The sequence below is a fragment of the Vibrio sp. ZF57 genome (assembly GCF_001691235.1).
Taxonomy (GTDB): Bacteria; Pseudomonadota; Gammaproteobacteria; order Enterobacterales; family Vibrionaceae; genus Vibrio; species Vibrio crassostreae_C.
The window spans coordinates 104,521-128,084 of the sequence record NZ_MAKD01000012.1; the positions used below are offsets into that span (position 1 = coordinate 104,521).

Sequence of the window (23,564 nt, forward strand, 5' to 3'; positions counted from 1 at the left end):
GAAGTAGTCACAGATGACACATAGGGGAAAAACAGTGAATAAAACACAACTAGTAGAATCAATCGCAGAAAACGCAGACATCTCTAAAGCTTCAGCTGGCCGCGCTCTAGACGCATTCATCGAAGCAGTTGGCACAACGCTACAATCTGGTGACCAAGTTGCACTTGTTGGCTTTGGTACTTTCAGTGTTCGTACTCGTGCTGCTCGTACAGGTCGTAACCCAAAAACTGGTGAAGAGATCCAAATCGCAGAAGCTAAAGTACCTGGCTTCAAAGCGGGTAAAGCACTTAAAGACGCATGTAACTAATTTTCACTGCTGAAACCTCCATTTAAGAGGGGAAGGCAGTAAAATGCGTTTACTGTTTGAAAAATGATGTTTCATTCTTAAACAGTATGTGTACAAAGCACATTGAACTTATTTAAATTATGCGCATCCTACTGATGCGCATTTCTTTTTCTGATAATATCGCGTGAATAGATTTTTATTTTGAAGCCAATGCTTCATATCCGGAGAGCACTTAAATTATGATGGATCGATTACGCGAAGGCGTGAATAGCATCGCGGTAAAAATTATCCTTGGGTTGATTATCCTGTCATTCGTATTCGCAGGTGTAGGCAGCTACATCACCGGTGGCGGTAACAACGCAGCAGCTAAAGTTGGCAACACAGAAATTGCTCGTGGTGAGTTCGAACAGGCTTACCAAAACGAACGTAATCGTATGCAGTCTCAACTTGGCGATTACTTCGCGCAAATGCTTGCAGACCCTGCTTACGTAGAGTCTTTCCGTAAATCAGTACTTGATCGCATGATCAATGACGTACTGCTTGAGCAGCAAGCTGAGTCTCTAGGCCTACGAATCAGTGATTCTCAAATCCGCACCATGATTCTAGAAATGCCTCAGTTCCAAACGGCGGGTCAATTCGACCAAGAAGTTTACCAATCGGCACTACGTCGTGCAGGTTTCAGCGCAGAGAGCTTCGCTGAATACATGCGTCGTGACCTAATGCGCAACCAGCTTGTGACTGCACTTCAAGGCAGTGAATTCGTTCTTCAGGGCGAAATCGATACTCAGAGCAAGCTTATCGCACAAACTCGTGACATTCGCACAGTGACACTGTCTGTTGCTGACCTTGCAAAAGACATCGAGTTAACTGACGAGCAAATCGAACAGTACTACCAAGAGAACCCAGCAGCTTACACTCGTCCAGAGCAAGCTAAGGTATCTTACATTGAGCTTTCTGCTGAAGCGCTTAAGTCTCAGCTTGAAGTAAGCGATGAAGAAGCACAGAAATACTACCAAGAGCACCTAGACAAGTACTCAACGGAAGAGCAACGTAAAGTTAGCCACATCCTAGTTCAAGGCGATGACGAAGCGAAAGCTCAGGCAATCCTAGACGAGCTAAATGCAGGCGCTGATTTTGCTACGCTAGCGGAAGAGAAATCTGACGACTTCGGTAGTGCAGACGTTGGCGGTGACCTAGGTTGGATTGAGCGCGATGTTATGGACCCTGCATTCGAAGACGCGGCTTTCGCTCTTGAGAATATTGGCGATACTACTGGCCTAGTTAAATCTGATTTCGGCTACCACATCATCAAGCTAGACGAACTAAAAGCGTCTCAAGCTCAGCCTTACACTGAAGTAGCGGCAGAGATTAAGACAGAGCTTCTAGACCAACACGCAGTTGATCAGTTCTACGAGCAACAAACTGAGCTAGAAAAAGTAGCGTTTGAATTCCCAGATTCTCTAGATGATTCTGCAGAAGCTATCAACGCGAAGATCACAACGACAGATTTCATCTCTCAAGTTGACGCTCCAGAAGTTCTGATGACGCCTGCAGTTATGCAAGCTATCTTGAGCCCTGAAGTGAAAGAAGACGGTCTAAACTCGGAAGTTATCGAAGTTGCACCTGAGCACGTAATTGTTGTTCGTGTAGAAGAGACTCGTGATGAGACAGTTCTTCCTCTAGCTGAAGTGAAAGATCAAGTTGTCGCTGCACTGTCTGCTGTACAAGCAGAGCAGCAAGCGGTTGAGCTAGGTGTTTCTCTAGTGAACGAACTTGAGCAAGGCAATGAAGCAGTACTAGCGGACAACAACCTTGAGTTCACTGAACTTGAAACGATTGACCGTAACTCGCCATTAGCGGCATCTGTATTCGCTCTAGCGAAACCAGAAGCAGGTCAAGCTGTGTTCGGTCAATCTAAAGACCAAGACGGTAATATCGTTGTTGTTGAGCTTTCTAAAGTAACGGCTGAGATCAACCCAGCCTACAGCACTCAAATTGGTGCACAGTTGGAGCGAGTTGGTAACCAGCAAGACCTGACTAACGTATTAAACGTACTTCGTAAAAACGCAGACGTTGAATACTACGTAGTGGGTCAAGGTCAGTAAGCGTTTGATTACCTCAGTAGCAAGCTCAAGTTAGAGCTTACTACTGAAATCAATACGTGATTGTTAGGCTTTAATTCAGATTTGTGAGCCAACAAACAAGCTGATGAAAATAAGATGTATAACGAAGCGGGTCACTTAGGTGATCCGCTTTATTTTTATCTGGTGATTGTGTTATCTAGCGCGGCAAATGCATAAGTTACGTTTTTTGAACAAAGGAACTATTTATGCGCACGATATATTCAACACTAATTCTTTCATTTCTGATGCTCTTAAGCCCTGCCGTGTTTGCAGACAGCCCAACCAAGGATGAGCTTTACGAAGGCATTGAGATTACGGTCAACATCAATACCGCGACGGCAGAAGAACTTTCAGCACTATTGGTTGGCGTGGGTGACAAGAAAGCCAAAGAAATCGTCGATTACAGAGATCAGAACGGGGCATTTACTACTGCTGATGATTTGGTGAGTGTCAAAGGGATAGGTGAAGCGACGGTTGAAAAGAACCGCGAAAGAATTCAACTTTGACCCGTTTTTCTACTTGTTAGAAATGAAGCGATAGATATGAAGCCTCCGGCCAATGCACCTGCTAGGTGGGCTTCAATCGCGATACGAGCATTAATCAGTTCACCAGTCGTGCTAGAAGGGCCAATAAGCTGCTCCCAAGCGATTTTAGCGACTAATCCGAATACTAACAGCCAACTAGACTTCCTGCCGTTTAAAGCCTCTCTGAGCGCGAATAAGCCAAACAACCCATGCAAAGTGCCCGATAGGCCAACGTAGATCTGAATACTTGAAAACAACAGAGCGACGCCAGTCACTAAACTGATCACAAGCAAAGCAACAACAAGCTGTTTTTTACTCGGTTGAAACAGGTAGCTGATGATCCACAAGCCTGCTAGATTCATCAGAAGATGCGAGTAGTTGGTATGTGAAAAGTTTCCTGTTAGGATTCGCCACCATTGCCCATCGGCAATCGCATTGCTATCCCAAACGACCCAAGCTTGTATTGGCTCAAATTGGAATAAGACGCATAAAAGTGAAATGAAAATTAAAACAGGGTACACATTAAATCCATGTCTCGTTATTGCCCCCAATGCAGCAAGGCTTTGAAAGCTTGTATTTGTCAGTGGGTTACACCACTCGAATCGAATGTTGAGCTTATCATTCTTCAGCACCCATCAGAAGAGCATCGTCCGATGGGAACAGCGCGTATTCTCTCGTTATCTCTTAATAACAGCGTGACGTTTGTTGGCGAAGACTTTTCAGACAACGAACAACTCAACGCATTGTTGTGCGATGAACAGTATCAACATGTGATTTTATACCCAAGCGAAAACTCTGTTTCAGTTGAGTCGGCGACATCTCCCAATAAGAAGCTGCGTGTGATTTTATTGGATGGCACGTGGAAGAAAGCATTCAAGATGTGGCAAGTATCGAGTAACTTGCATGCGTTGAACACGGTTCATTTACCGAAAGATCTCAAGGGTAATTACCGAATTCGCAAAGCACCCAGTGAAAATAGCCTTTCAACCGTTGAAGCTGGCTATCATTTACTTAGCTTGTTAGAGCGTGATGGCGACTTTAGCCCTTTGCTAACGGCATTTGACCAAATGATTCAGTTTCAAATCAATCAAATGCCGCCGGGCGTGTTTGAGAAAAACTACTTAGATTAAGCCGTTTTAGTAAAGTGAGTCAGGAATTAAAACTCGGTATGAGCTGAGAACAGTTGCTGATGCATTTTCTGCGCAAGATCATCAGTCATCGATGAAATGTAATCGGCTATCACGCGCATTTTTCGAGACTCATCTTGATGTTGTAGCCATTGCTTCTTGATGGGCAGTGGCAGCAAGCGTTCAGGATCTGCGCTGAATGCTTCAAACATATCCATGATGATCTGTTGACCTTTGTATTCGATGACCTGAACCTGTGGCACTTGAATAACGAACTCGCTGACAAAGTGTTTCAGCTTATCGAGTGTGCCGTCCATGCTCGGCTCGAGCACCGCATTGTAAGCCAACAGTACATTCTCAAAGTTAGCCTCCACTCGCTTAATCGAGATACTGGTCAACAGTGCGTTGACTATCCCACCAATCGCATCTTTTCGACGATACTGTTCACCAGAGAAAAGCATCTCTGTAATTGAATCTAGGTGTTCACAAATCCATGGGTCGGCCATCTCTTTCAGTTGAGGGTAAGCCGATTCGACCCACTGAGCTTTGGTCACAGAGCCAAGCACAATCGCATCTTCTAAATCGTGCACGCCATACGCGATGTCGTCAGCAAGTTCCATGATCGAACAATCCAGTGACTTATATTTGGTCTTGTTGTGCTCAAGTGGCTCGGTATGCGTTTTTCTTTTCTGTTTTAGGAGCTGTTGGTCGCTGCTTGAAAGCGGTTCAAGCACCCAGTTAAACAACTCTTCATCATGATCGTAGATGCCTTTTGCTGGCATCCAATCTTTAGCTCGGAGTTGTCGTTGATGCTTAACGGGTTCAGACTGCAATTTAGCTTGAACCTCACTCAGCAGAGAAGGGTACTTAATTAGACCTAACAAAGTGCGTCGAGATAGGTTCATCCCGTGATGTTCAGTGTAAGGTTCTAGCTGTGTGACTATGCGAAACGTTTGAGCGTTGCCCTCAAAGCCGCCGTGGTCGCGCATCATGTAGTTGAGTGCGACTTCGCCGCCATGTCCATAGGGTGGATGACCGATGTCGTGAGCCAAACACAGTGAATCAATCAAACTGTCTGAGGGTAATAGGTCTCGAAATTCGGGCTGCTTTTTCTTCAGTTGAGCGACGATACCGGTGCCAAGCTGAGCGGCCTCAAGAGAGTGGGTAAGGCGCGTTCGGTGAAAGTCGTTGACCGTGGTGCCATGGATCTGGGTTTTCGCTTGTAAGCGACGGAAAGCAGCAGAGTGAAGCACGCGCGCACGGTCACGCTGATACGGGCTGCGGTGGTCATCCCGTCTTATTTTATGTTCATCGTCATTTCGATGCTGCCATTCTTGTTCGAGTACAAAGGGTGGTTCGAGTTGAGAATTCAAAATAGCACCTATCAAATTGATTTTATTTAGCTAATTAAAAACAACTTATACCCAGCTAGCTTATCTCGTCTAGTGATAATTCAAAGCTCGGTGCGAATGTGGTGAGAAAGTAGTCCATTTCTGGGCTTTTGCGTTGTTCGAGTGTCTCTTCCAATCGGCGCTTGGCTTGCTCGTATTCATGATTGCCCGCACTGAGCTCTTCCAAGCATTTCAGGTACGCACAGATAGTATCTGCCTGCTTGACGATGCTTTGCTCTTCTTTACTCGCAGTACCAGATATTAAGAAGGGGGCGAAGTCGTCTCTGAACTCTTCTGGCAACATCGAAAGCAGTCTTTGTTCTGCCGCGGCTTCTATCTTCTTATACTCTTGTGCAATATCCGGGTTGTAGTATTTAACTGGCGTTGGCAAATCACCCGTCAGTACCTCACTGGTGTCGTGGTACATGCCAAGCAGAGCAATGTGCTCGGGGTTAAGCTGACCATCAAACTTCTTGTTTTTGATCAGTGCCAAGGCGTGTGCCACGAAAGCAACCTGTAGGCTATGTTCTGAAATGTTCTCGCTTGATACCGAACGCATCAGGGGCCAGCGTTGAATTAGCTTCATGCGTGCGAGATGGGCAAAGAAATGGCTCTGTTTCATAAATGTCCTTATAGTACCAATCGTAGTAAATAACTGGTCATCCTAGCTTGTTAAAAAACTCGATAACTATGTTAGAATTTTTGATTGTAGAATAACTACTTATCGAAAAATTCTGCCTTGTTCTCAAGCTTTTTCCCTACGCTATTTCTGAACACTTACTGTGATTGGTATAAACAATACTCCACTCGTATCTTGTGTTTGCACAGGGATACGAGACAGCGGATACAAAAAAGGCTCCTAAACAGGAGCCTTTTAAGCATAGAAGTGAATGAATACAAGTTAAAGTCTTTTAAAACAGCAAATTGTAGCCATCTTTCTTTGTGCTCATTAACCTTCGATGAGGTCGTCTTGGCTGTAAGTCTGTAAGAAGCGCTCTAAACGACCAATTGCGATTTCTAGATCTTCGATGTGCGGCAGAGTCACGATACGGAAGTGATCCGGTTTCGGCCAATTGAAGCCCGTACCTTGAACCAATAGCACCTTCTCTTGCTTAAGGAAGTCGAGTACAAACTTCTGATCGTCTTTGATGTTGTACATGTTGGTGTCGATTTTAGGGAACAGGTACATTGCACCTTTCGGTTTCACACAAGAAACGCCAGGGATCTTGTTGATCAGTTCCCATGCACGGTCACGCTGTTCAAGCAGTCGACCGCCTGGAAGAATCAGCTCATTGATACTCTGATAGCCACCGAGTGCGGTTTGGATAGCGTGTTGCATCGGAACGTTGGCACACAAACGCATTGAGGCCAGCATTTCTAGTCCTTCAACGTAGCCTTTCGCTAGGTGTTTAGGGCCTGTTAAGAACATCCAACCACCACGGAAACCACATACACGGTAAGCTTTAGATAGGCCGTTGAACGTGACCATTAATACGTCTTCAGCAAGCGTTGCCACTGAAGTGTGTACCGCACCGTCGTAAAGTACTTTGTCGTAGATTTCATCGGCGAAGATGATCAAACCGTGCTCACGAGCAATCTCAACCACTTGTAATAGGAAATCACGGCTGTATACCGCGCCTGTTGGGTTGTTCGGGTTGATAAGAACGATGCCGCGCGTCTTTGGTGAGATCTTCGCGCGCATGTCGTCTAAATCTGGATACCAATCAGCATCTTCATCACACATGTAGTGAACCGGTGTACCACCAGAAAGCGCAACAGACGCTGTCCATAGTGGGTAATCCGGAGCGGGAACTAAGATTTCATCACCATTATCCAGTAGCGCTTGCATAGACATAACGATAAGCTCTGATGCGCCGTTACCAATGTAAACGTCTTCTACATCAAGGTTACGTAGGCCTTTTTTCTGGTAGTGCTGAACAACCGCTTTGCGGGCTGAATAGATGCCTTTTGAGTCGCAGTAACCTTGAGATGTCGGTAGGTTACGGATTACGTCAACAAGGATTTCATCAGGGGCGTCAAAACCAAATGGGGCGGGGTTACCAATATTAAGCTTCAGTATTTTATGCCCTTCTTCTTCCATGCGCTTAGCATGTTTGAGTACAGGCCCCCTGATTTCGTAGCATACGCTGTTGAGTTTTGACGACATCCCGATATTTTGCATTGCCGATTTCCTGAAATTAATTTAAATACTTTATTAAAGTACCGCAAAATGGCGTTTGATAGAATAAAAATCTGATGAATGTCGCATTTCAGTATCACGTTTAGCCTTTTTGTTGTCACTCTTTTCTAAATTTTAATTAATCGCTTTCTTGGTTATTGGCTAAGATGAATAAAGGGGCGGGATCGCTTAAAATCACAGGAATGTTGAAAAGATATAGTACATTCTTGATCTAAGTGGGTACTGCCCATAAAGTATCAAACTAATATAATAATAATTTAGATGTGAACGAGGTCGATTTGTCACATTTCCAGCAAACTATCTCCGCTTTGATTGAGCGAGTACAAAATGCCCAAGCAAGCGAAGTTCGTTGTGTTGAAGTTCTAACGCAAAAACCATCGTTTGCATTTATAGAATGGCTTCATGCTCAACCGCTCTTTCCTAAGTTCTACTGGCAGTCACGCGACACTCGTGAAGAGGTTGTTGCGCTCGGACAGTTACATACGTTTTCAGATCCTGCACCCGCGTACGCTATTCTTGGTGAAGACCAACGAATCTGGGGTGGACGCTCGTTTGATGGGCACACCGCAAAGAACCGTCGCTGCATGGAGTCGTTTTTCTTCCTTCCTCAGGTTGAATTGATCCGCTTTGACAATACTTGGTCGCTGGCGGTTAATTTGTCCCCTGATCGCGTTTCTTCTATTAATGCTTTGAATAAGCTTTCTGTAGAAGCCGCGATATTGGCGCCTTTGTCTGCCCATATTGAACAGATCAATCACGTTCCAGAAAGAGAGCAGTGGGGCAACCTTGTCGATAAAGTGCTGCAAGGCATTAGCGATGAAGAGTACAAAAAAGTCGTTTTAGCACGTAAAACCACACTGCAACTCGATGCGCCTATCTGCGCAGCTCAATTACTTAAAGCCAGCTATCTGCAAAATCACCACAGTTTCCACTTTATGTTGGTGCTGGATTCTAAACACAGTTTCATTGGCTCGACACCAGAGCGCTTATATAGCCGACATGGTACGGAGCTTGATACCGAGGCGCTTGCTGGAACCATTGGTCGCGGAGAGAACGCTACTGAGGATATGGAACTGGCCAACTGGCTTTCTCAAGACAGCAAAAACCTCAATGAGAACCAGTATGTGGTCGACGACATCATTGAGCGTCTCACTCCTCATTCTCAAACGGTCCATGTTGAAAAGGATGCGCGTCTAGTGCGCTTGCGTAAGGTGCAGCATTTGAAGCGCAATATCCATGCTCAGCTCAACAATGGCGTTAATGGTGTGCAGTTGCTTGCTGCCTTACAGCCAACTGCTGCGGTGGCGGGTTTACCTCGTAAAGAGGCGATGGATTTCATTCTTGAACACGAACCGTTTGCACGAGGTTGGTATGCAGGCTCTGTAGGCTATATCAGTCATCAGCGAGCGGAATTCTGCGTGGCGATTCGAAGCGCCTTGATTGTAAACGATCAAGTACAACTGTTTGCTGGCGCGGGGATCGTGCCGGGATCGGTTGCCGAGCATGAGTGGCAAGAGCTGAATAAGAAGATGTCGACTCTGCTCAGTCTCATTTCTGATCACCCACCATTAGGTGTGGCGTCATGAATCACGACCAAGCTGTATTAAACAGAGTTTGGTGTAACACATTACTTGAAGAGCTTGCCCGCAGCGGTGTTGAACATGTTTGCATCGCGCCAGGCTCTCGTTCAACACCATTAACACTCGAAGCCGAAGCTAACTCTAAGCTAACCTTACATACGCACTTTGATGAGCGCGGGCTTGGCTTCTTGGCTTTAGGTTTAGCTAAAGCGAGCAACAAACCCGTTGCGGTGGTTGTTACTTCTGGAACTGCCGTAGCTAACCTTCTACCAGCGACCGCTGAATCTGGATTAACGCGAGAAAAGCTAATCTTGTTGACCTCCGATCGACCGATTGATTTAGTCGACTGTGGTGCCAATCAAGCGATTCAGCAGCAGGGTATCTTTTCGTCTCACGTTGAAACGGCACTAAACCTTCCAAGTCCAACGACACAAGTTTCTTTGAATTGGCTTTTGACGTCGGTTGATAACGCACTGGCGAAACAGCGCAGCGTCGGTGGGGCTATTCATATCAACTGTCCGTTCCCAGAACCGCTTTATTCTAAGAGTAGTGCTGAGATGTATGCTGACTACAATAGCAGTATCGCTGGGTGGAGCTCGTCAACAACCCCGTATTCTAATACCTGTTTACCCAATCATTTGACTGTACAGCCGATAGCGCCGGGCGATTACCTAGAGCGTAAAGGTGCGGTGATTATTGGTTCGATTGATAAAGAAGCGGCGACAAAATCACAGCAGTTTGCTTCGGCTTTGGGCTGGCCAATTTTCTGTGATCCTCAATCGGGCGTGAGCAGTGATTGGAAGCATTATGATCTGTGGTTACAGAGTGACTCAGTCAAAGAGCAACTCAACCAGTGTGATTTCATTCTTCAGTTTGGTGAGCGCATTGTTTCTAAGCGATTAAACCAATGGGTTAAGTCACAAGCGGCTTGGTTCGATTGCACGCAATATGTCGTGGTTTCACCTGATGCGCACCGTATAAATCAAGACCATCTGCCTCAAACTCATATTGTTGCCAATATTGAGTCATGGATAACCGATCAACACCTGCCAACGTTGTTGTGCAAACACTCGGGTTGGGCGACGCCTTTAATCGAGGTGGCTAATATCGTTCAGCAACTCGCACTCGCACAAATCTCTAATAACGACCAACTGACAGAGTTGAGCGTTGCCGTTGACTTGTCGTCTAGACTTAAGGGCAGAGAGCTTTTTGTGGGAAATAGCTTGATGGTAAGGCTGGTGGATATGCTGTCATCAATCTCTGCGACTCAAGTCTACAGCAACCGCGGTGCATCGGGCATTGATGGCTTGGTGGCGACGGCTGCGGGAGTGATAAAAGCCAACCAGAATCCTTTGATGATGCTGATTGGTGACACCTCTTTGTTGTACGACCTAAATTCGCTGGCGCTACTTACTCACAGCACAACACCAATGGTTATTGTGGTTACCAATAACGATGGTGGGGCAATCTTTGATTTTTTGCCGGTTCCTGAGCAACAAAAACAGTCTCTATATCAAATGCCTCATGGTTTCAATTTTGAACATGCTGCTGCGCAATTCCATCTTGGTTATGCGGCGCCAGAAACCTTGAATTGCTATCAAACGCTCATCGAACAACATTTTGAACAAGGTCAGGGTACCTTGCTCGTAGAAGTTAAGACGCCTCCCGAACAAGCGTCTACTTTGCTGAAGCAATTCAGCTCAATGCTCACCGAGGCATTAGCCTAAGGACTTTACATGCTTTACTCCAATTATTACCCAGCAGTACAAGAATCTTCTGACAAACCTTTGCTTGTTTTTTTACATGGTTTACTCGGAAGCGGGGATGATTGGAGTGCATGCCACCCCTTCCTCGAAGACTTTCCTCGTCTTTGCATAGATTTGCCCGGACACGGACAAAGCCGGTTTATCGACCCTGTAGGCTTTGATCATTGCTGTACCAAGATAGTTCAGTGCATCACATCTCAGCTGGCTCTCAACGATCTTCCTGTCGATTATCCTATCGTGGTGATTGGGTATTCTATGGGGGGAAGGCTTGCCATGTATGGGGTAACAAGCCCTTGCTTCGAAACTCTTAACTTAGAGAAAGTCATCATTGAAGGTGGCAACTTTGGCTTGGAATGTGATGAAGAAAGAGCACAAAGGTTAGTACACGATACGCAATGGGCTGTTCGCTTTGCACAGCAGTCGATTGAAGATGTTTTAGACGATTGGTATCAACAAAGCGTCTTTTCTTCACTAAATCATGAGCAAAGACAAACTTTGGTCATAAAGCGTAGTGGTAACCTTGGAGTATCCGTAGCAAATATGTTGTTATCTACTTCGTTAGCTAAGCAACCGGATTTACGTGCCACATTGAAATCTCATGAGCATTTATTGCATTATGTATGTGGAGAAAAAGATCGTAAATTCATGGAGCTAGCTGAGAATAGTGGCTTTGAATATAGTCAGGTGGATTACGCGGGTCATAATGTTCATTTTGAGCAACCAGAGATGTTTTCAAATCTGATCATCCAATGTATCGCCAGTCGTTGATGAACTGACTGAGCGAACCTCTCGTATCAAGCGCTATAGAAAGCAGAGCAACACCGTCGCGACTCTACGCTAGTCGCGCTCTCTAATAGAACAATGGGAATCATCATGGCTAAAACAGTAGGCATCACAGAAGAAGAACTTTACGCAGCCGTTAACTGGCGCGATGAAAGCAGTCAATATGAAGATATTCAATACCACAAGTCTGATGACGGTATTGCGAAAATCACGATTGCTCGCCCTCAAGTGCACAATGCGTTCCGTCCACAAACCGTAAAAGAGATGATCAATGCACTGGCTGATGCTCGTTATGACGAGAAAGTTGGCGTAATCATTTTGACTGGTCTTGGTGAGAAGGCGTTCTGTTCTGGTGGTGACCAAAGTATCCGTGGTGACTACGGCGGTTACCAAGATGACTCAGGTACGCACCACTTGAATGTACTTGATTTCCAACGTCAAATTCGTACTTGTCCAAAACCAGTTATCGCAGCGGTATCGGGTTGGGCAGTCGGTGGCGGTCATGTACTTCACATGATGGCAGACCTTACTATTGCAGCTGAAAACGCGCAGTTCGGTCAGACGGGTCCTAAAGTGGGTTCTTTCGATGGCGGTTGGGGTGCTTCTTACATGGCTCGTATCGTTGGTCAAAAGAAAGCACGTGAAATCTGGTTCTTGTGCCGCTTCTACGATGCACAAGAAGCACTGGACATGGGCCTTGTAAACACCGTTGTTCCTGTTGCTGACCTAGAAAAAGAGACAGTTCGTTGGTGTCGTGAAGTGCTTCAACACAGCCCAATGGCACTGCGTTGCTTGAAAGCGGCACTGAACGCTGACTGTGATGGTCAAGCAGGCTTACAAGAGTTGGCTGGTAACGCAACCATGATGTTCTACATGACAGAGGAAGGCCAAGAAGGCCGCAACGCATTCAACGAGAAACGTCGACCGGACTTCGACAAGTTCCCGCGTAATCCATAGTCTTTCTCCTCTTCAAAATGAGTCGCTAATAGCGGCTCGTTTTGTTTTGATGTTCCCCGTTTTTTAGGAAACTTTATGAACTCAGTGAATTCTCAGCGTCACGCTAAACTTTACCGTTATCAATTACCTATGGATAGTGGTGTGGTTCTTCGTGACAATAAGTTGAACGAACGTGTTGGCTATATCATCCAACTTGAGTGTGATGGTAAAACTGGTTTTGGCGAAGTTGCGCCTTTGCCCGGTTTTAGCCAAGAAGATGCCGAACAAGCTGGCATTCAGCTTCAACACGAATTAGAGCTTTGGAGCCACAATAAGCCTCAAACGCCTTTCGACGAGCTGTATCCTTCTGTCGCGTTTGGCTTTTCAATGGCGATGATGGAATTGCGAGGCGATCTTAACGCTCAAGGTAACTACCAAGCGGCGCCTTTGTGTACAGGCGATCCAGATGAACTGATTCCTGTATTGAATGAGATGGTAGGCGAGAAGGTCGCGAAAGTGAAAGTCGGCCTCTACGAAGCGATTCGCGATGGCATGTTGGTTAGCTTATTCCTTGAGTCGATCCCTGATTTGATTCTAAGACTTGATGCCAACCGTGCGTGGAAGCCAGAGAAAGCGAAGCAATTCATTAAATACATTTCGCCGTCAATGCGCCAGCGTATAAGCTTTATCGAAGAGCCTTGCCAAAAGCCAGAAGACAGTTTGGCCTTTGCCATTGACCATGGTGTGGCGATTGCGTGGGACGAGACACTGCAAGAAGCGGTGCGCAGCCCGGAATTTGATCTTAGCGACCTTACTGGTGTTAAAGCAGTCGTGATCAAGCCAACTCTTATTGGTTCTGTCGAGCGTTGCGTGGCAATCATTGAGCGAGCACAGAAGCTTGGAATGAAACCTGTATTGAGCTCAAGCATTGAGTCGAGCCTAGGTCTGACTCAGATTGCTCGTCTGGCGCAGCAATATTTGCCAAATGAAGTGCCGGGGTTGGATACGATTGGCTTGTTCAAGCAGCAGCTAGAGGTTTCTTGGCCGGGCTGTCAGTTGCCTGTCTCTACGCTTGAAAAGCAACAATTGATTTGGTCTTCTTAGACCGAGCTATTTGAATGGCTATTTAGTTAGCTTAACAAGTTCTTAATCTATTTTTGGTTATCATATGATGCGCCCACAATCTAATCATCCCCCGCTCTGGGTAAAGTGGGCGCAGCAAAACCCACTTCAACCAGCGTTAGTGACCACTCACCGCACTTATACTTGGCAGCAAGTGTTTGTGTTGGTTAGTGAGTACCAACAACAGCTATCTCATCAAGGCCTATCTGAAGGTGATGTACTGACGATTGTTGGTAAGAATCAAGCTGAAGTGATCCCTGTTTATCTTGCCGCACTCAATTTGGGTGTGGTTTGTGCGTTTACGATGCCTCAGCCTAGTTTACGCCTGAAGCAAAAGCTCGATTCCTTATATCAAGCAGATCAACAGAGCTACCTTTGGCTCTTGGGCAATAGCGGAATAGAGCAATCAGAGACTGCCGATTTGAATACTCAGTTGGTGACCTTGCCTTGCCTAAGTGAACTGAAGTTTGATGGTGATGATGAGCAGATAACGACACCTCAAGAATCCAATTTCAATCCGCAAAATCTAGCGAGCATCGTATTCACTTCAGGTTCTACCGGAAACCCAAAAGCGGTCGTTCATACACTTGAGCAGCACCTATGCTCTGCGTCAGGGCTGCTTGAGGTGTTTCGTTATCAACAAGGTGACACGTGGTTACTGAGTTTACCTATGTACCATGTGTCGGGGCTGGCGATAGTTCATCGTTGGTTGGCGGCTGGTGGTTGCATCAAAATAGGCACAGGTCAGCTTGAAACCGATATAGAAGAATGCAGTCATGCTTCATTGGTCGCTACTCAACTACATCGATTGTTAAAGAGTAAGCAAGCACTTACTTTAACGCATGTACTTTTGGGTGGTAGTCATATACCAGAAGCACTTGGGCTCGAAGCTCAACAAATGGGCATCGAAACATGGCTTGGATACGGCATGACTGAAGCGGCTTCAACCGTGACCGCGAAGCTCGTTGATGCCGGCAGCACCGCCGGTTTTGTCCTTAACCATCGCCAGCTAAAAATTGAAGAACAACGTATCTTTATTGGTGGTGAGACGCTCGCGTCCGGGTATTACTATCAAGGTAACTTAACGCCATTAGTTGATAAGAGCGGTTGGTTTGATAGCAAAGATCTTGGTGAGTGGCTTGGCGAACAAGTGTCGATTATTGGCCGTGCCGACAACCAGTTTATTTCTGGTGGTGAGAACATTCATTGCGAAGAAATTGAGCGAGTACTCAATCAATTGTCTGAGGTTAATCAGGCTTTTATTGTTCCCATTGAAGATGATGAGTTCGGATTTCGACCTGCAGCGATTGTCGATTGTGCTGAGTTGCCAACCAAAGAGTGGTTTATCGAGCAGTTAACTGGTCGTCTTGAACGGTTCAAATTTCCTATTGAGTATTATCGAATGCCTCAGCAGGAACAACATGGTATTAAGGTTTCGCGCGCTGGATTGGCGCAGTGGTTACAGCAGACCCGTTCTAAATAGAGCGAAGAGCAATAAAATGAAGCGCAATACACGGTGACTAGTCGTAATTGCGCTTCAGGGGGGTGTGACGGTGGTGAAGCCGTCACAAATTCTAATTATTTATCGTGTCATTCAAGATTTGGCGTTAAGCGAGTGCCTTCTTCATTTGTTCAGCGACTTTATCTACCTTACCTAGACCAATGATAACTTGTAGACCACCTTTCCCAACCGGTACCACACCTGCCGCACCGAGTTTCTTCAGTTTCTCGCTGTCTGCTGCACCTGAGTCTTTCACAGTTAAGCGTAGACGAGTAATACAGTTATCGACTTCTAGAATGTTGTCTGCACCGCCAACCGCTTCAATGTAGCTGTTGGTTAGGTTAGCCAATGCTTCTGGCGTTTCAGTTTCTTTTTCTGCTTCCATCTCTTCACCACGACCTGGAGTACGTAGGTTGAACTTGATGATAGCGAAGCGGAAAATACCGTAGTAAAGCGCGAAGAACACCACACCTTGAACCAGTAGCATGTACCAGTTAACCGCGAGTGGGTTTTGGCTTGATAGTACTAGGTCAACGAAACCAGCAGAGAAGCCGAAGCCTGCCATCCATTCCATGCTTGCTGCAATGTAAAGCGATAGGCCTGTTAATACTGCGTGCAGTAGGAACAACACGGGTGCTAGGAACATGAAGCTGAATTCTAGTGGCTCTGTGATACCCGTGAAGAATGAAGCCATAGCTGCCGCAAGCATGATTGCGAATACTTGGTTTTTGTTTTTCGCATCAGAACAGTGATACATCGCCAATGCTGCTGCTGGTAGGCCAAACATCATGATAGGGAAGAAGCCCGCTTGGTACATGCCAGTTTTACCTGGAATACCCGTACCGTTAGCGATAGATTGCGCGCCGCCTAAGAAGTTTGGAATGTCGTTAATACCAACAACGTCGAACCAGAACACAGGGTAAAGAGCGTGGTGCATACCTACTGATAGGAACAAACGGTTGAAGAAACCAAACAGACCAGCACCCACCGCACCCATGCTTTCTAGTTTAATACCCAGAACGATCAGAGCGTCGTAAACAGCTGGCCAGATGTAAAGTAGAGCAAAAGAGAGAGCCATACCTGCGATTGAGGTCAGGATAGGAACCAAACGCTTACCGCTGAAGAACGCTAGAGCTTGAGGAAGTTCAACCGTTGAGTAGCGGTTGTAGATCTCAGCAGAGATGATACCCACAATGATACCTACGAATTGGTTGCTGATTTTGCCAAATGCCGCAGGCACTTCACTGAGTTCAACATCCATTAACTGAGCAACAGAGCCCGGAGCAAGTAGCGTGGTGACGACGAGGAACATCACAAAGCCAGACAGTGCCGCAGAACCATTCTTATCACGGCTCAAACCAAATGCGACACCCACCGCGAATAGAACCGCCATGTTGTCGATGATCGCGCCACCAGATTTGATCAAGAATGCGGCTAAGATACTTTCAGAACCCCAACCAACAGGATCCAACCAATAGCCGATCCCCATAAGGATTGCTGCAGCTGGCAGTGTGGCTACGGGAACCATCAATGCCTTACCTACTTTTTGCATATACCCGAGTATATTCATATGTGCCCCTAAGTTTGTAATTAATTTTTTTAATGTTTCTGCTCGTCAACGTATGGAGTCAAATATTGATCGAGGCAGGATTTTAAGTAACTGCGGTTATTAAAAACTTATTTCTTAATGCAAACAAACGAAACGGGTAGTAGTATGAATTAAAATTTTTAATGCATGAGTTCGTATGGCTAACCATCAATCTTTACTTAGAAATCTTCATACTTTTAATGTTGCTGCAGAGAAAATGAGCTTTACGCTAGCGGCTAGAAAGTTGCATTTGACTCAGGGAGCCGTTAGCCATCGAATCAAAGTGTTAGAAGGTGAACTCGGATTTAACTTGTTTGTGCGAGGGACTCGTAAACTGGAACTAACGGAAGAAGGCCAGCGCTTTCAACGAACGTTATCCAAGTCGTTAAGCTCTATTTTTGGTGAGATCGAAGACATTACCAACACAGACTTGTATGGACAGATCAATATCGGTACCAGTCCTGCATTTGCCAACAGTTGGTTACTGCCGAGGTTGGCTGATTTTAAACAGCGATACCCAAAGTTTAATCTCAATATTTTCTCGCAAGAAGAGCAGGATTTTCATCAAAATCATCTCGATGTCGCTATTTACTATGGTGCTGAAAATCTCAAAGACATGCATCGACAGCGCCTGTTTGGTGAAAAGTATATTCCGGTATGTACACCGAGTTACGCGGCTGAACACGACATCTTTGATGATGGCTTAGAATCGCTGCACCGGATTAATTTCATTCATGCACTAGGGTCAGATGTATGGCAGCGTTGGATTAAACACCACGGCTTAGATGTGAACTTGTTTGAGCAATTTTACTGTGTGAGCCACCGAGATATGGGCGTAAGAAGTGCCCTCAGCAATATCGGTGTCGCGATGGGACGCTATCATTTTGTTAAGCAGTATGTTCAGACTGGCGAGCTCATAACACCTTATCCGAGCATGGATACAGACCAAGGTTATGACTTAATCTGCCCGTTAGGCACGGAAAAACGACCTAAGGTAAGAACCTTTATTAAGTGGTTAGAAGGGCAGTTGCGTTAGGTTAGTTAATTTAGCAATTAGATAGTTCAAAACAGAATTTATTATCTTTATAACCATCCATCATAATAAGCCCTATAAATAACGGATTATAGAATAAGGTCTTATTATGAAAATTGCCCTCATCATTGCGGTTTTACTGCAGATAGGCCAAGCGGTCACTTCGTCAGGATTGACTCGCTCGTTGGCTGAACTCACCGCATTTGTGTTGGTTGTGGTACTTGTTTTAATGAAAAGAGAGAGCAAGAAGAGTGATAAGCCCCTGTTTGATTCGTGATTGTTACAACAAAGAATACCCTTACCACAAACGATAAAGGCAAAGCCCATTGGAGCTTTGCCTTTTTGTTTTGTTGCTCGCTAACTTGAGTGTCTAGTTCACCGAACAAACATCTAAAGCGTTTCTATGCGGGCTAAGCGAGAGTTAACCACGCCAATGAACCCGTTGAGATCATGACCCACATTGTAATACCAAACATCAGTGGTTTCGGCCCTGCCGCTTTTAACTTCTCAACTGAAATACCACAGCCAATTAAGAACAAACACACGACCAGTGCTCGCTTAGACACATCAAAGATTCCTTGATAGACCATCTCAAATTGTGGCAGTAAGTCACTCACCGCGATAGCGGCGCAATAGAAGAAAATGAAGTAGGGAACCGTAATCTTCTTTTGATCGTTCTTGAAGATCATCGCACTAATTAAAGCGATTGGGATGATCCAAAGTGCGCGAGCGAGCTTCAATGTTGTCGCTGTCGTCAGTGCTTCTTCGCCATACGCTGAAGCTGCACCTACTACAGAAGACGTATCGTGAATCGCAATAGCTGCCCAAGTACCAAATGTTTGTTGGCTGAGTTCAAGCGCGTGACCAATCATCGGGAATAAGAATAGAGCAACCGAGTTCAACACGAATACGGTGGCTAATGCCAAGCCAATCTGTTCATCGTCTGCTTTGATCGCGGGTGCCACTGCTGCTATCGCGCTACCACCACAAATCGCGGTACCAGAAGATATAAGATAGCCCGTAGTGCGGTCTAGCCCCATTTGTTTCGCCAAGAACCAACCAATGACTAATGTACCGATAATCGTCGTTACAATGAGCCCAATACCATCGCCTGTTACTGCTAATGCTTTTTCAAACTGAATACCAAAACCCAAGCCAACAATAGAGTAGGCCAGTAGCTTTTTGGTAAGTTTGCCGACTTCCAAGTGTTCAGGGACTAATCCTAAACTAGCAAGCAGGAAACCGATAACCAGGGCTGTCGGTGAGCTAACCCAAGGCGTTAAGCAAAACAGTGCAGCAAGATAAAATGGAACGGACTTTTTTAGGTTCATTGTATTTAGAGTCTTGTTTTGTTGTGGCGTTATTGTGATGAGACCACTATACGTTCAATAAAATGATAAGTAAGTCTAAATGAATTGAACAAACGTTAAGGAAAACTTAACGCTTGTTCAACTGATATGAATAAAGGGCTGGTTAACTAGCGTAATGATCCGCGAAGGTCAGAGACTGACTGTCGAAGCGTTTCACAAGAGGCTTGTTTAGGTGAAATCGGCTCGCCAGCTTCTATCTCTAGCTTAGTCCAGAAGCGAGTGGGTAACCCTTTGCAGGCACGGCCTTTGTAACGACTAAAGTAGCTACCCCATAATCCTTTAAGAGCCATAGGAATCACTGGGACAGGGGAACGTTTGATGATCAGCTCCATACCACGCATGAACTCAGCCATTTCGCCATCAGAGGTGAGCTTTCCTTCTGGGAAAATACACACGATGTGACCTTCATGCAGGGCACGCTCTACTTCTTTGAAAGCGTTTCGAATCGAGTTGCGGTTGGTCGCGGAGATTGGAATCACCCCAGCTCTTTTCAAGAAGCGTCGAATTGGCGGCAACTTGGTGTAATCCTCTTCCATCACAAAACGAATCAAGCGAGGGCAAACCGCACTCAGCAGCAGTGCATCCATATAACTCACATGGTTGCAGACAATCAACGCACCGCCCTTTTCTGGCAGGTGATGTAAGTTCTTATGTTTAACTCTGTACATGGTGTGAGTGACCACCCACGTAAAGAAGCGGAAAGCGTAGATAGGCACCTGATAAAACAGGTACAGCATCACCAAAGTGTTGCCCACTGCGAGCAAGATAAACAGCTGCGGAATTGAAAGATCTAGAACACTAAGGCAAACAATACCTAATACCGCACTTCCCACCATGAACAGTGAGTTGTAGATATTGAGCCCGGCAATCACTTGGGCACGCTCGTCGGGCTTGGCACGTAACTGCATCAGTGAATACAGAGGAACAATAAAGACACCGCCAGAGATACCCAGAAGCAGAAGGTAAGCAAACAGTGGCCACAGCTCTGAGTAGGTTACGAATTGATGGAAAGAACTAAAGTCAGGCAAAGACTCCGGGATGGATATCGCCATCAGAAGACCGAAGATCGAGATACCTAAGCTGCCCATTGGCACGATGCCGATTTCAATTCGGTGATTAGATAACTTATCGCAAGCTAAAGAGCCGATTGCAATGCCTACCGAGAATAGTGCCAGTAAAAAGGCGACGGAGCTTTCAGTGCCGTTTAGATGCAGTTTAGTGAAGTTGGGGAACTGAGTTAGGTAAGCCGCACCAAGGAACCAGAACCAGCTGATAGACATCAGAGCTTGAAAGGTCGGGCGATCTTTTTTGGCAATCGCAAGTGTCGCGCAGGTCAGTTTTACAGGTTGCCACTTTACTTTAAGATCTGGTGCATTACTTGGCGCATGTGGGATAAAGCAGCTTGATGCATAGCCAAGCACGGCGAACGAAACAATACACACCGCAGCAATGAGCTTCGCGCCTTCTTCAGATGCAATGATGCCTGCGCCTAGAGTACCAATCAGGATCGCTAAGAATGTACCTGTCTCGACGAGAGCGTTACCAGATACCAGTTCTTTTGTTTCTAACTGCTGTGGAAGCAGGGCGTATTTCACCGGACCAAAGAAAGCACTCTGCGTTCCCATAAGGAACAGGAGCAGAAGTAATATCCCGTAGCTTTCGTAGATGAATCCGATCGCACCCAGTGACATGATCACTACTTCGAGGAGCTTAACTTTACGGATAAACCACGATTTTTCGTATTTGTCGGCCAGTACACCTGCTAAAGCTGAAAATAGGAAGAAGGGCAGAATAAAAAGGCCTGCGGCCAAATTAATGAATAGATTGCTGGAAATAGGCAGCGTGTCTACGCTTGCGAAAGCAACAAACAGTAACAGGACATTTTTGAATATGTTGTCGTTAAAGGCTCCTAGAAATTGGGTAATAAAGTAGGGTAGGAACCTTTTTTGCGTTAACAGCGAAGATTGGCTGCTGTTGTTCATTGTCTTTCCTTGGATGATTACCAGTTGGTTAAGTAGTTTGAGACTAGGTTATTGATCAGCTCTTTACCATCAATAGGCTCAGAGGCGAAAAATTTATCATCAACGCTAAGTAGAGTAATTCCGTGTACTCCAGACCATAATACACGGCTGGCTTTAACGACTTCGCTTTTCGTATGTTCAGGAGCAATCGCTACTAGCAACTGCTCTAGCATGCCTGTCATTCTATCGATGCGGTTCGATTGCCATTCAGGAAGGTTTTCACCGTTCATGTTGTGCTCAAAGATAAGTTGCCAACGGTGAGGGTGTCTCTGTGCAAAATCGTGGTAGCAGTAGGCTAGGTTGAATAGAGTTTGTTGAGGGTTGCTCGATTTTTCAACAGCTGCAGCGGATTCTGACGCCAGTTCATCTAATGTTTGAGCGACCACATGCAAAAGCAGTAGGTTGTAGTTACCAAATACATTTACTAAGGTACTTGGAACGTAACCAATCATATTGGCGATTTTACGTAGACTTAGCTCGTGATAAGAGTGCTCTTCTAAGAAGTCGGTTACCGTTTTTAAGGTTAATTGCACTAATTGTTCGCGAGTATGATCGTTTCGTCTTGCCATGGGTACTTTCTATTAAATGAACATCGTTCAATATTTTAATGCTGCCCCTGAGTGCCGTCAATCCCTTCGCTAGTTTAGTAATCAATTAATAGCCGCAATATTATGATACATGTGTAAACACGGTGAATATTTCATTGTTCTTTGTTAACGAGTATGATTAAGGTGTCGAAAGATAAAAAACCTATAAAGGATAATAATGAAACGATTTTTCTCACTAGTCGCGATCCTGTTGGTAACAGTCGCGGTGACGCCAATCGCAGAAGCGAAAAAGTTTGGTGGTGGTAAGTCATTTGGCAAAAGCTTTAAAACGGCTCCAGCACCAAAACAACAAAACACGAATTCGATCCGTCAAGATCAAACAGGTAAGAACACAGCAGCTAACTCTAGCAAGAAAGGCCTTATGGGCGGTCTGCTAGGTGGTTTACTTGCTGGTGGTCTTTTAGCTGCATTCTTTGGTGGCGCATTTGAAGGTATCCAGTTCATGGATATTCTGATCATGGGTCTGATTGCTTTCCTAGCGTTTAAATTCCTACGTGGAATGTTGGGCGCGAAGCAGGGCTCAATGAATCAGCAGAATGCACGTGGCCAACAGCCAGCATTCGGCGGTATGGGTCAGAACAAGTTTGAACAACCTAAGCAACAACCAAATGTTCATAACTTCGAGCAAGCACAACCTCAATCACAAGGCACTGCTGGTGGTTTCGGTTTTGGTGCACAAAGCGATGTTCCACATAACTACCCACCGGGCTTTGATCAAGCGGCATTCATCAACGGTTCTCGTGAGCACTACCGTACACTGCAAGGTGCATGGAACCACAATGAGCTAAACACGATTGAAGAATACGTATCTCCAAGCCTATTTGAAGACCTAAAAGCTGAGCGTAATAAGCTAGACGGTGATCAGCACACAGACGTAATGTACGTTGATGCTGAAATCGTTCGCGCAGACCACGATGGTAGCAAAGCACAGCTAAGCCTTCAGTTTAGCGGTCGTTACCGTGACACAGCGGATGGCGTTGAAGAAGATATCACTGATATCTGGCACCTAGAGCGTGACCTAACAACTAACAATGCACCTTGGTTAATTGTTGGTATTCAAGGTTAATTCCAGGATTTAACTCAACATCAATAGGATGTAGTTATTCGGAATGACACCAAATAATAGAAAGCCCCTGCTGAGAAATCAGCAGGGGCTTTTTTGCGTCTAATGATATGTATCTTAGTTAAAGATTGGATTAACCTGAGACTAACTAACTGATTTTATTTGGATGTAATGAGTAATGACAAAGTTCTTTGAACCCGTATTGGAGCCTGAGGTTACTTTGCAGCAGAAACAGATAATTGCGAACGAATGCGAAGAACATATATCGACCCATTGTTTAGGCTGCGCTGCTTATCTGGTTTGTGAGCGTCATGCTGAAGTATGGGATCACTGATGTTTGAATGATTTAGCTCGATTAGTTATTTGTAGTAGCGGGTTAGTGTTTAGGAAGTTGAGGGTTGTTTTAGAAGACACGTTTAGTAAGAGATAAAGCTCAGAAACGAAAAAAGCCAACTCAATGAGTTGGCTTTTCGATTTTCCAATTAAGGAGAATATGGTGGAGGGAGACGGATTCGAACCATCGAAGGCAGTGCCGGCAGATT

General features: G+C 45.4%; 21 protein-coding genes. 13 read left to right on the top strand and 8 right to left on the bottom strand.

Annotation, left to right across the window (positions count from 1 at the left end):
* Window positions 1-13: 13 nt before the first annotated feature.
* The 3 genes from A6D97_RS01515 to A6D97_RS01525 all read left to right on the top strand — a co-directional run bounded on the left by A6D97_RS01515 (window position 14) and on the right by A6D97_RS01525 (window position 2,915).
* Window positions 14-307, top strand: a complete 294-nt coding sequence (locus A6D97_RS01515) for an HU family DNA-binding protein (protein WP_012604504.1) — start codon at window positions 14-16, stop codon at window positions 305-307.
* Window positions 308-525: 218 nt separating this feature from the next.
* The gene (gene ppiD / locus A6D97_RS01520) at window positions 526-2,391 is read left to right on the top strand and encodes a peptidylprolyl isomerase (RefSeq protein WP_017060618.1); all 1,866 of its coding nucleotides are present in this window, start codon (window positions 526-528) and stop codon (window positions 2,389-2,391) included.
* Window positions 2,392-2,615: 224 nt separating this feature from the next.
* The gene (locus tag A6D97_RS01525) at window positions 2,616-2,915 is read left to right on the top strand and encodes a helix-hairpin-helix domain-containing protein (RefSeq protein WP_065583684.1); all 300 of its coding nucleotides are present in this window, start codon (window positions 2,616-2,618) and stop codon (window positions 2,913-2,915) included.
* Here A6D97_RS01525 and rrtA read toward each other — a convergent pair.
* Window positions 2,906-3,454 carry a rhombosortase gene (gene rrtA, locus A6D97_RS01530; RefSeq protein WP_017060616.1) on the bottom strand — a complete coding sequence of 183 codons (549 nt, stop codon included), beginning with the start codon at window positions 3,452-3,454 and terminating at the stop codon, window positions 2,906-2,908. The genes A6D97_RS01525 and rrtA overlap by 10 nt on opposite strands.
* Before the next feature lie 9 nt (window positions 3,455-3,463).
* Here rrtA and A6D97_RS01535 point away from each other — a divergent pair, with 9 nt between their 5' ends.
* Entirely contained in the window at window positions 3,464-4,063 is a 600-nt protein-coding gene (locus A6D97_RS01535) for a tRNA-uridine aminocarboxypropyltransferase (protein ID WP_017060615.1), read from the top strand.
* Window positions 4,064-4,089: 26 nt separating this feature from the next.
* Here the strand turns inward: A6D97_RS01535 and A6D97_RS01540 are convergent, their stop codons facing one another.
* The 3 genes from A6D97_RS01540 to A6D97_RS01550 all read right to left on the bottom strand — a co-directional run bounded on the left by A6D97_RS01540 (window position 4,090) and on the right by A6D97_RS01550 (window position 7,633).
* Window positions 4,090-5,433 carry an anti-phage deoxyguanosine triphosphatase gene (locus A6D97_RS01540; RefSeq protein ID WP_017060614.1) on the bottom strand — a complete coding sequence of 448 codons (1,344 nt, stop codon included), beginning with the start codon at window positions 5,431-5,433 and terminating at the stop codon, window positions 4,090-4,092.
* Between the two features lie 55 nt (window positions 5,434-5,488).
* A complete protein-coding gene (gene yfbR, locus A6D97_RS01545; protein WP_017060613.1) occupies window positions 5,489-6,073 on the bottom strand; it encodes a 5'-deoxynucleotidase in 585 nt (194 codons plus the stop codon).
* A 327-nt stretch (window positions 6,074-6,400) separates the two neighbouring features.
* The gene (locus A6D97_RS01550; RefSeq protein ID WP_017060166.1) at window positions 6,401-7,633 is read right to left on the bottom strand and encodes a pyridoxal phosphate-dependent aminotransferase; all 1,233 of its coding nucleotides are present in this window, start codon (window positions 7,631-7,633) and stop codon (window positions 6,401-6,403) included.
* Window positions 7,634-7,929: 296 nt separating this feature from the next.
* Here A6D97_RS01550 and A6D97_RS01555 point away from each other — a divergent pair, with 296 nt between their 5' ends.
* The 6 genes from A6D97_RS01555 to menE all read left to right on the top strand — a co-directional run bounded on the left by A6D97_RS01555 (window position 7,930) and on the right by menE (window position 15,321).
* Window positions 7,930-9,237 (top strand): isochorismate synthase MenF, encoded by a 1,308-nt coding sequence (locus A6D97_RS01555; protein WP_065583685.1) that lies wholly within the window; start codon window positions 7,930-7,932, stop codon window positions 9,235-9,237.
* Window positions 9,234-10,958 carry a 2-succinyl-5-enolpyruvyl-6-hydroxy-3-cyclohexene-1-carboxylic-acid synthase gene (gene menD / locus A6D97_RS01560; protein ID WP_065583686.1) on the top strand — a complete coding sequence of 575 codons (1,725 nt, stop codon included), beginning with the start codon at window positions 9,234-9,236 and terminating at the stop codon, window positions 10,956-10,958. The genes A6D97_RS01555 and menD overlap by 4 nt, the downstream gene beginning before the upstream one ends.
* 9 nt (window positions 10,959-10,967) lie before the next feature.
* Window positions 10,968-11,765, top strand: coding sequence for a 2-succinyl-6-hydroxy-2,4-cyclohexadiene-1-carboxylate synthase (gene menH / locus A6D97_RS01565; RefSeq protein ID WP_017065885.1), 798 nt, complete (start codon window positions 10,968-10,970; stop codon window positions 11,763-11,765).
* A gap of 105 nt (window positions 11,766-11,870) precedes the next feature.
* Window positions 11,871-12,737 (top strand): 1,4-dihydroxy-2-naphthoyl-CoA synthase, encoded by an 867-nt coding sequence (gene menB / locus A6D97_RS01570; RefSeq protein ID WP_017064079.1) that lies wholly within the window; start codon window positions 11,871-11,873, stop codon window positions 12,735-12,737.
* A gap of 75 nt (window positions 12,738-12,812) precedes the next feature.
* A complete protein-coding gene (gene menC / locus A6D97_RS01575; protein WP_065583687.1) occupies window positions 12,813-13,820 on the top strand; it encodes an o-succinylbenzoate synthase in 1,008 nt (335 codons plus the stop codon).
* A gap of 64 nt (window positions 13,821-13,884) precedes the next feature.
* Window positions 13,885-15,321 (top strand): o-succinylbenzoate--CoA ligase, encoded by a 1,437-nt coding sequence (gene menE, locus A6D97_RS01580; RefSeq protein WP_017064078.1) that lies wholly within the window; start codon window positions 13,885-13,887, stop codon window positions 15,319-15,321.
* Between the two features lie 124 nt (window positions 15,322-15,445).
* Here menE and nagE read toward each other — a convergent pair whose 3' ends face one another.
* On the bottom strand, window positions 15,446-16,891 hold the full coding sequence (nagE, locus tag A6D97_RS01585) for an N-acetylglucosamine-specific PTS transporter subunit IIBC (protein ID WP_017064077.1): 1,446 nt from the start codon (window positions 16,889-16,891) through the stop codon (window positions 15,446-15,448).
* 193 nt (window positions 16,892-17,084) lie between these two features.
* Between nagE and A6D97_RS01590 the strand changes: the two genes are divergently transcribed.
* Window positions 17,085-17,963, top strand: coding sequence for a LysR substrate-binding domain-containing protein (locus tag A6D97_RS01590; RefSeq protein ID WP_017064076.1), 879 nt, complete (start codon window positions 17,085-17,087; stop codon window positions 17,961-17,963).
* 106 nt (window positions 17,964-18,069) lie between these two features.
* A complete protein-coding gene (locus A6D97_RS21935) occupies window positions 18,070-18,237 on the top strand; it encodes a hypothetical protein (RefSeq protein ID WP_048664248.1) in 168 nt (55 codons plus the stop codon).
* Between the two features lie 133 nt (window positions 18,238-18,370).
* Here A6D97_RS21935 and A6D97_RS01595 read toward each other — a convergent pair whose 3' ends face one another.
* The 3 genes from A6D97_RS01595 to A6D97_RS01605 form a co-directional block, all read right to left on the bottom strand.
* Window positions 18,371-19,291, bottom strand: coding sequence for a putative sulfate exporter family transporter (locus A6D97_RS01595; RefSeq protein WP_017060176.1), 921 nt, complete (start codon window positions 19,289-19,291; stop codon window positions 18,371-18,373).
* 146 nt (window positions 19,292-19,437) lie between these two features.
* Complete coding sequence (locus A6D97_RS01600) at window positions 19,438-21,312, bottom strand: MFS transporter (protein ID WP_065583688.1); 1,875 nt, start codon at window positions 21,310-21,312, stop codon at window positions 19,438-19,440.
* Window positions 21,313-21,329: 17 nt separating this feature from the next.
* On the bottom strand, window positions 21,330-21,920 hold the full coding sequence (locus A6D97_RS01605; protein WP_065583689.1) for a TetR-like C-terminal domain-containing protein: 591 nt from the start codon (window positions 21,918-21,920) through the stop codon (window positions 21,330-21,332).
* A gap of 196 nt (window positions 21,921-22,116) precedes the next feature.
* On the opposite strand from A6D97_RS01605, the gene A6D97_RS01610 reads away from it, so the two are divergent.
* Window positions 22,117-23,025 (top strand): TIM44-like domain-containing protein, encoded by a 909-nt coding sequence (locus tag A6D97_RS01610; RefSeq protein ID WP_017060179.1) that lies wholly within the window; start codon window positions 22,117-22,119, stop codon window positions 23,023-23,025.
* Window positions 23,026-23,564 lie beyond the last annotated feature (539 nt).

Coding starts and splice junctions, on each gene's coding strand:
- menB (WP_017064079.1), top strand. CDS start 11,871: ATGGCTAAAACAGTAGGCATCACAGAAGAAGAACTTTACGCAGCCGTT.
- A6D97_RS01600 (WP_065583688.1), bottom strand. CDS start 21,312: ATGAACAACAGCAGCCAATCTTCGCTGTTAACGCAAAAAAGGTTCCTA.
- ppiD (WP_017060618.1), top strand. CDS start 526: ATGATGGATCGATTACGCGAAGGCGTGAATAGCATCGCGGTAAAAATT.
- menD (WP_065583686.1), top strand. CDS start 9,234: ATGAATCACGACCAAGCTGTATTAAACAGAGTTTGGTGTAACACATTA.
- menH (WP_017065885.1), top strand. CDS start 10,968: ATGCTTTACTCCAATTATTACCCAGCAGTACAAGAATCTTCTGACAAA.
- A6D97_RS01515 (WP_012604504.1), top strand. CDS start 14: ATGACACATAGGGGAAAAACAGTGAATAAAACACAACTAGTAGAATCA.
- nagE (WP_017064077.1), bottom strand. CDS start 16,891: ATGCAAAAAGTAGGTAAGGCATTGATGGTTCCCGTAGCCACACTGCCA.
- yfbR (WP_017060613.1), bottom strand. CDS start 6,073: ATGAAACAGAGCCATTTCTTTGCCCATCTCGCACGCATGAAGCTAATT.
- A6D97_RS01605 (WP_065583689.1), bottom strand. CDS start 21,920: ATGGCAAGACGAAACGATCATACTCGCGAACAATTAGTGCAATTAACC.
- A6D97_RS01535 (WP_017060615.1), top strand. CDS start 3,464: ATGTCTCGTTATTGCCCCCAATGCAGCAAGGCTTTGAAAGCTTGTATT.
- menE (WP_017064078.1), top strand. CDS start 13,885: ATGATGCGCCCACAATCTAATCATCCCCCGCTCTGGGTAAAGTGGGCG.
- A6D97_RS01550 (WP_017060166.1), bottom strand. CDS start 7,633: ATGCAAAATATCGGGATGTCGTCAAAACTCAACAGCGTATGCTACGAA.
- A6D97_RS01525 (WP_065583684.1), top strand. CDS start 2,616: ATGCGCACGATATATTCAACACTAATTCTTTCATTTCTGATGCTCTTA.
- A6D97_RS01595 (WP_017060176.1), bottom strand. CDS start 19,291: ATGAACCTAAAAAAGTCCGTTCCATTTTATCTTGCTGCACTGTTTTGC.
- menC (WP_065583687.1), top strand. CDS start 12,813: ATGAACTCAGTGAATTCTCAGCGTCACGCTAAACTTTACCGTTATCAA.
- A6D97_RS01590 (WP_017064076.1), top strand. CDS start 17,085: ATGGCTAACCATCAATCTTTACTTAGAAATCTTCATACTTTTAATGTT.
- A6D97_RS01610 (WP_017060179.1), top strand. CDS start 22,117: ATGAAACGATTTTTCTCACTAGTCGCGATCCTGTTGGTAACAGTCGCG.
- A6D97_RS21935 (WP_048664248.1), top strand. CDS start 18,070: ATGAAAATTGCCCTCATCATTGCGGTTTTACTGCAGATAGGCCAAGCG.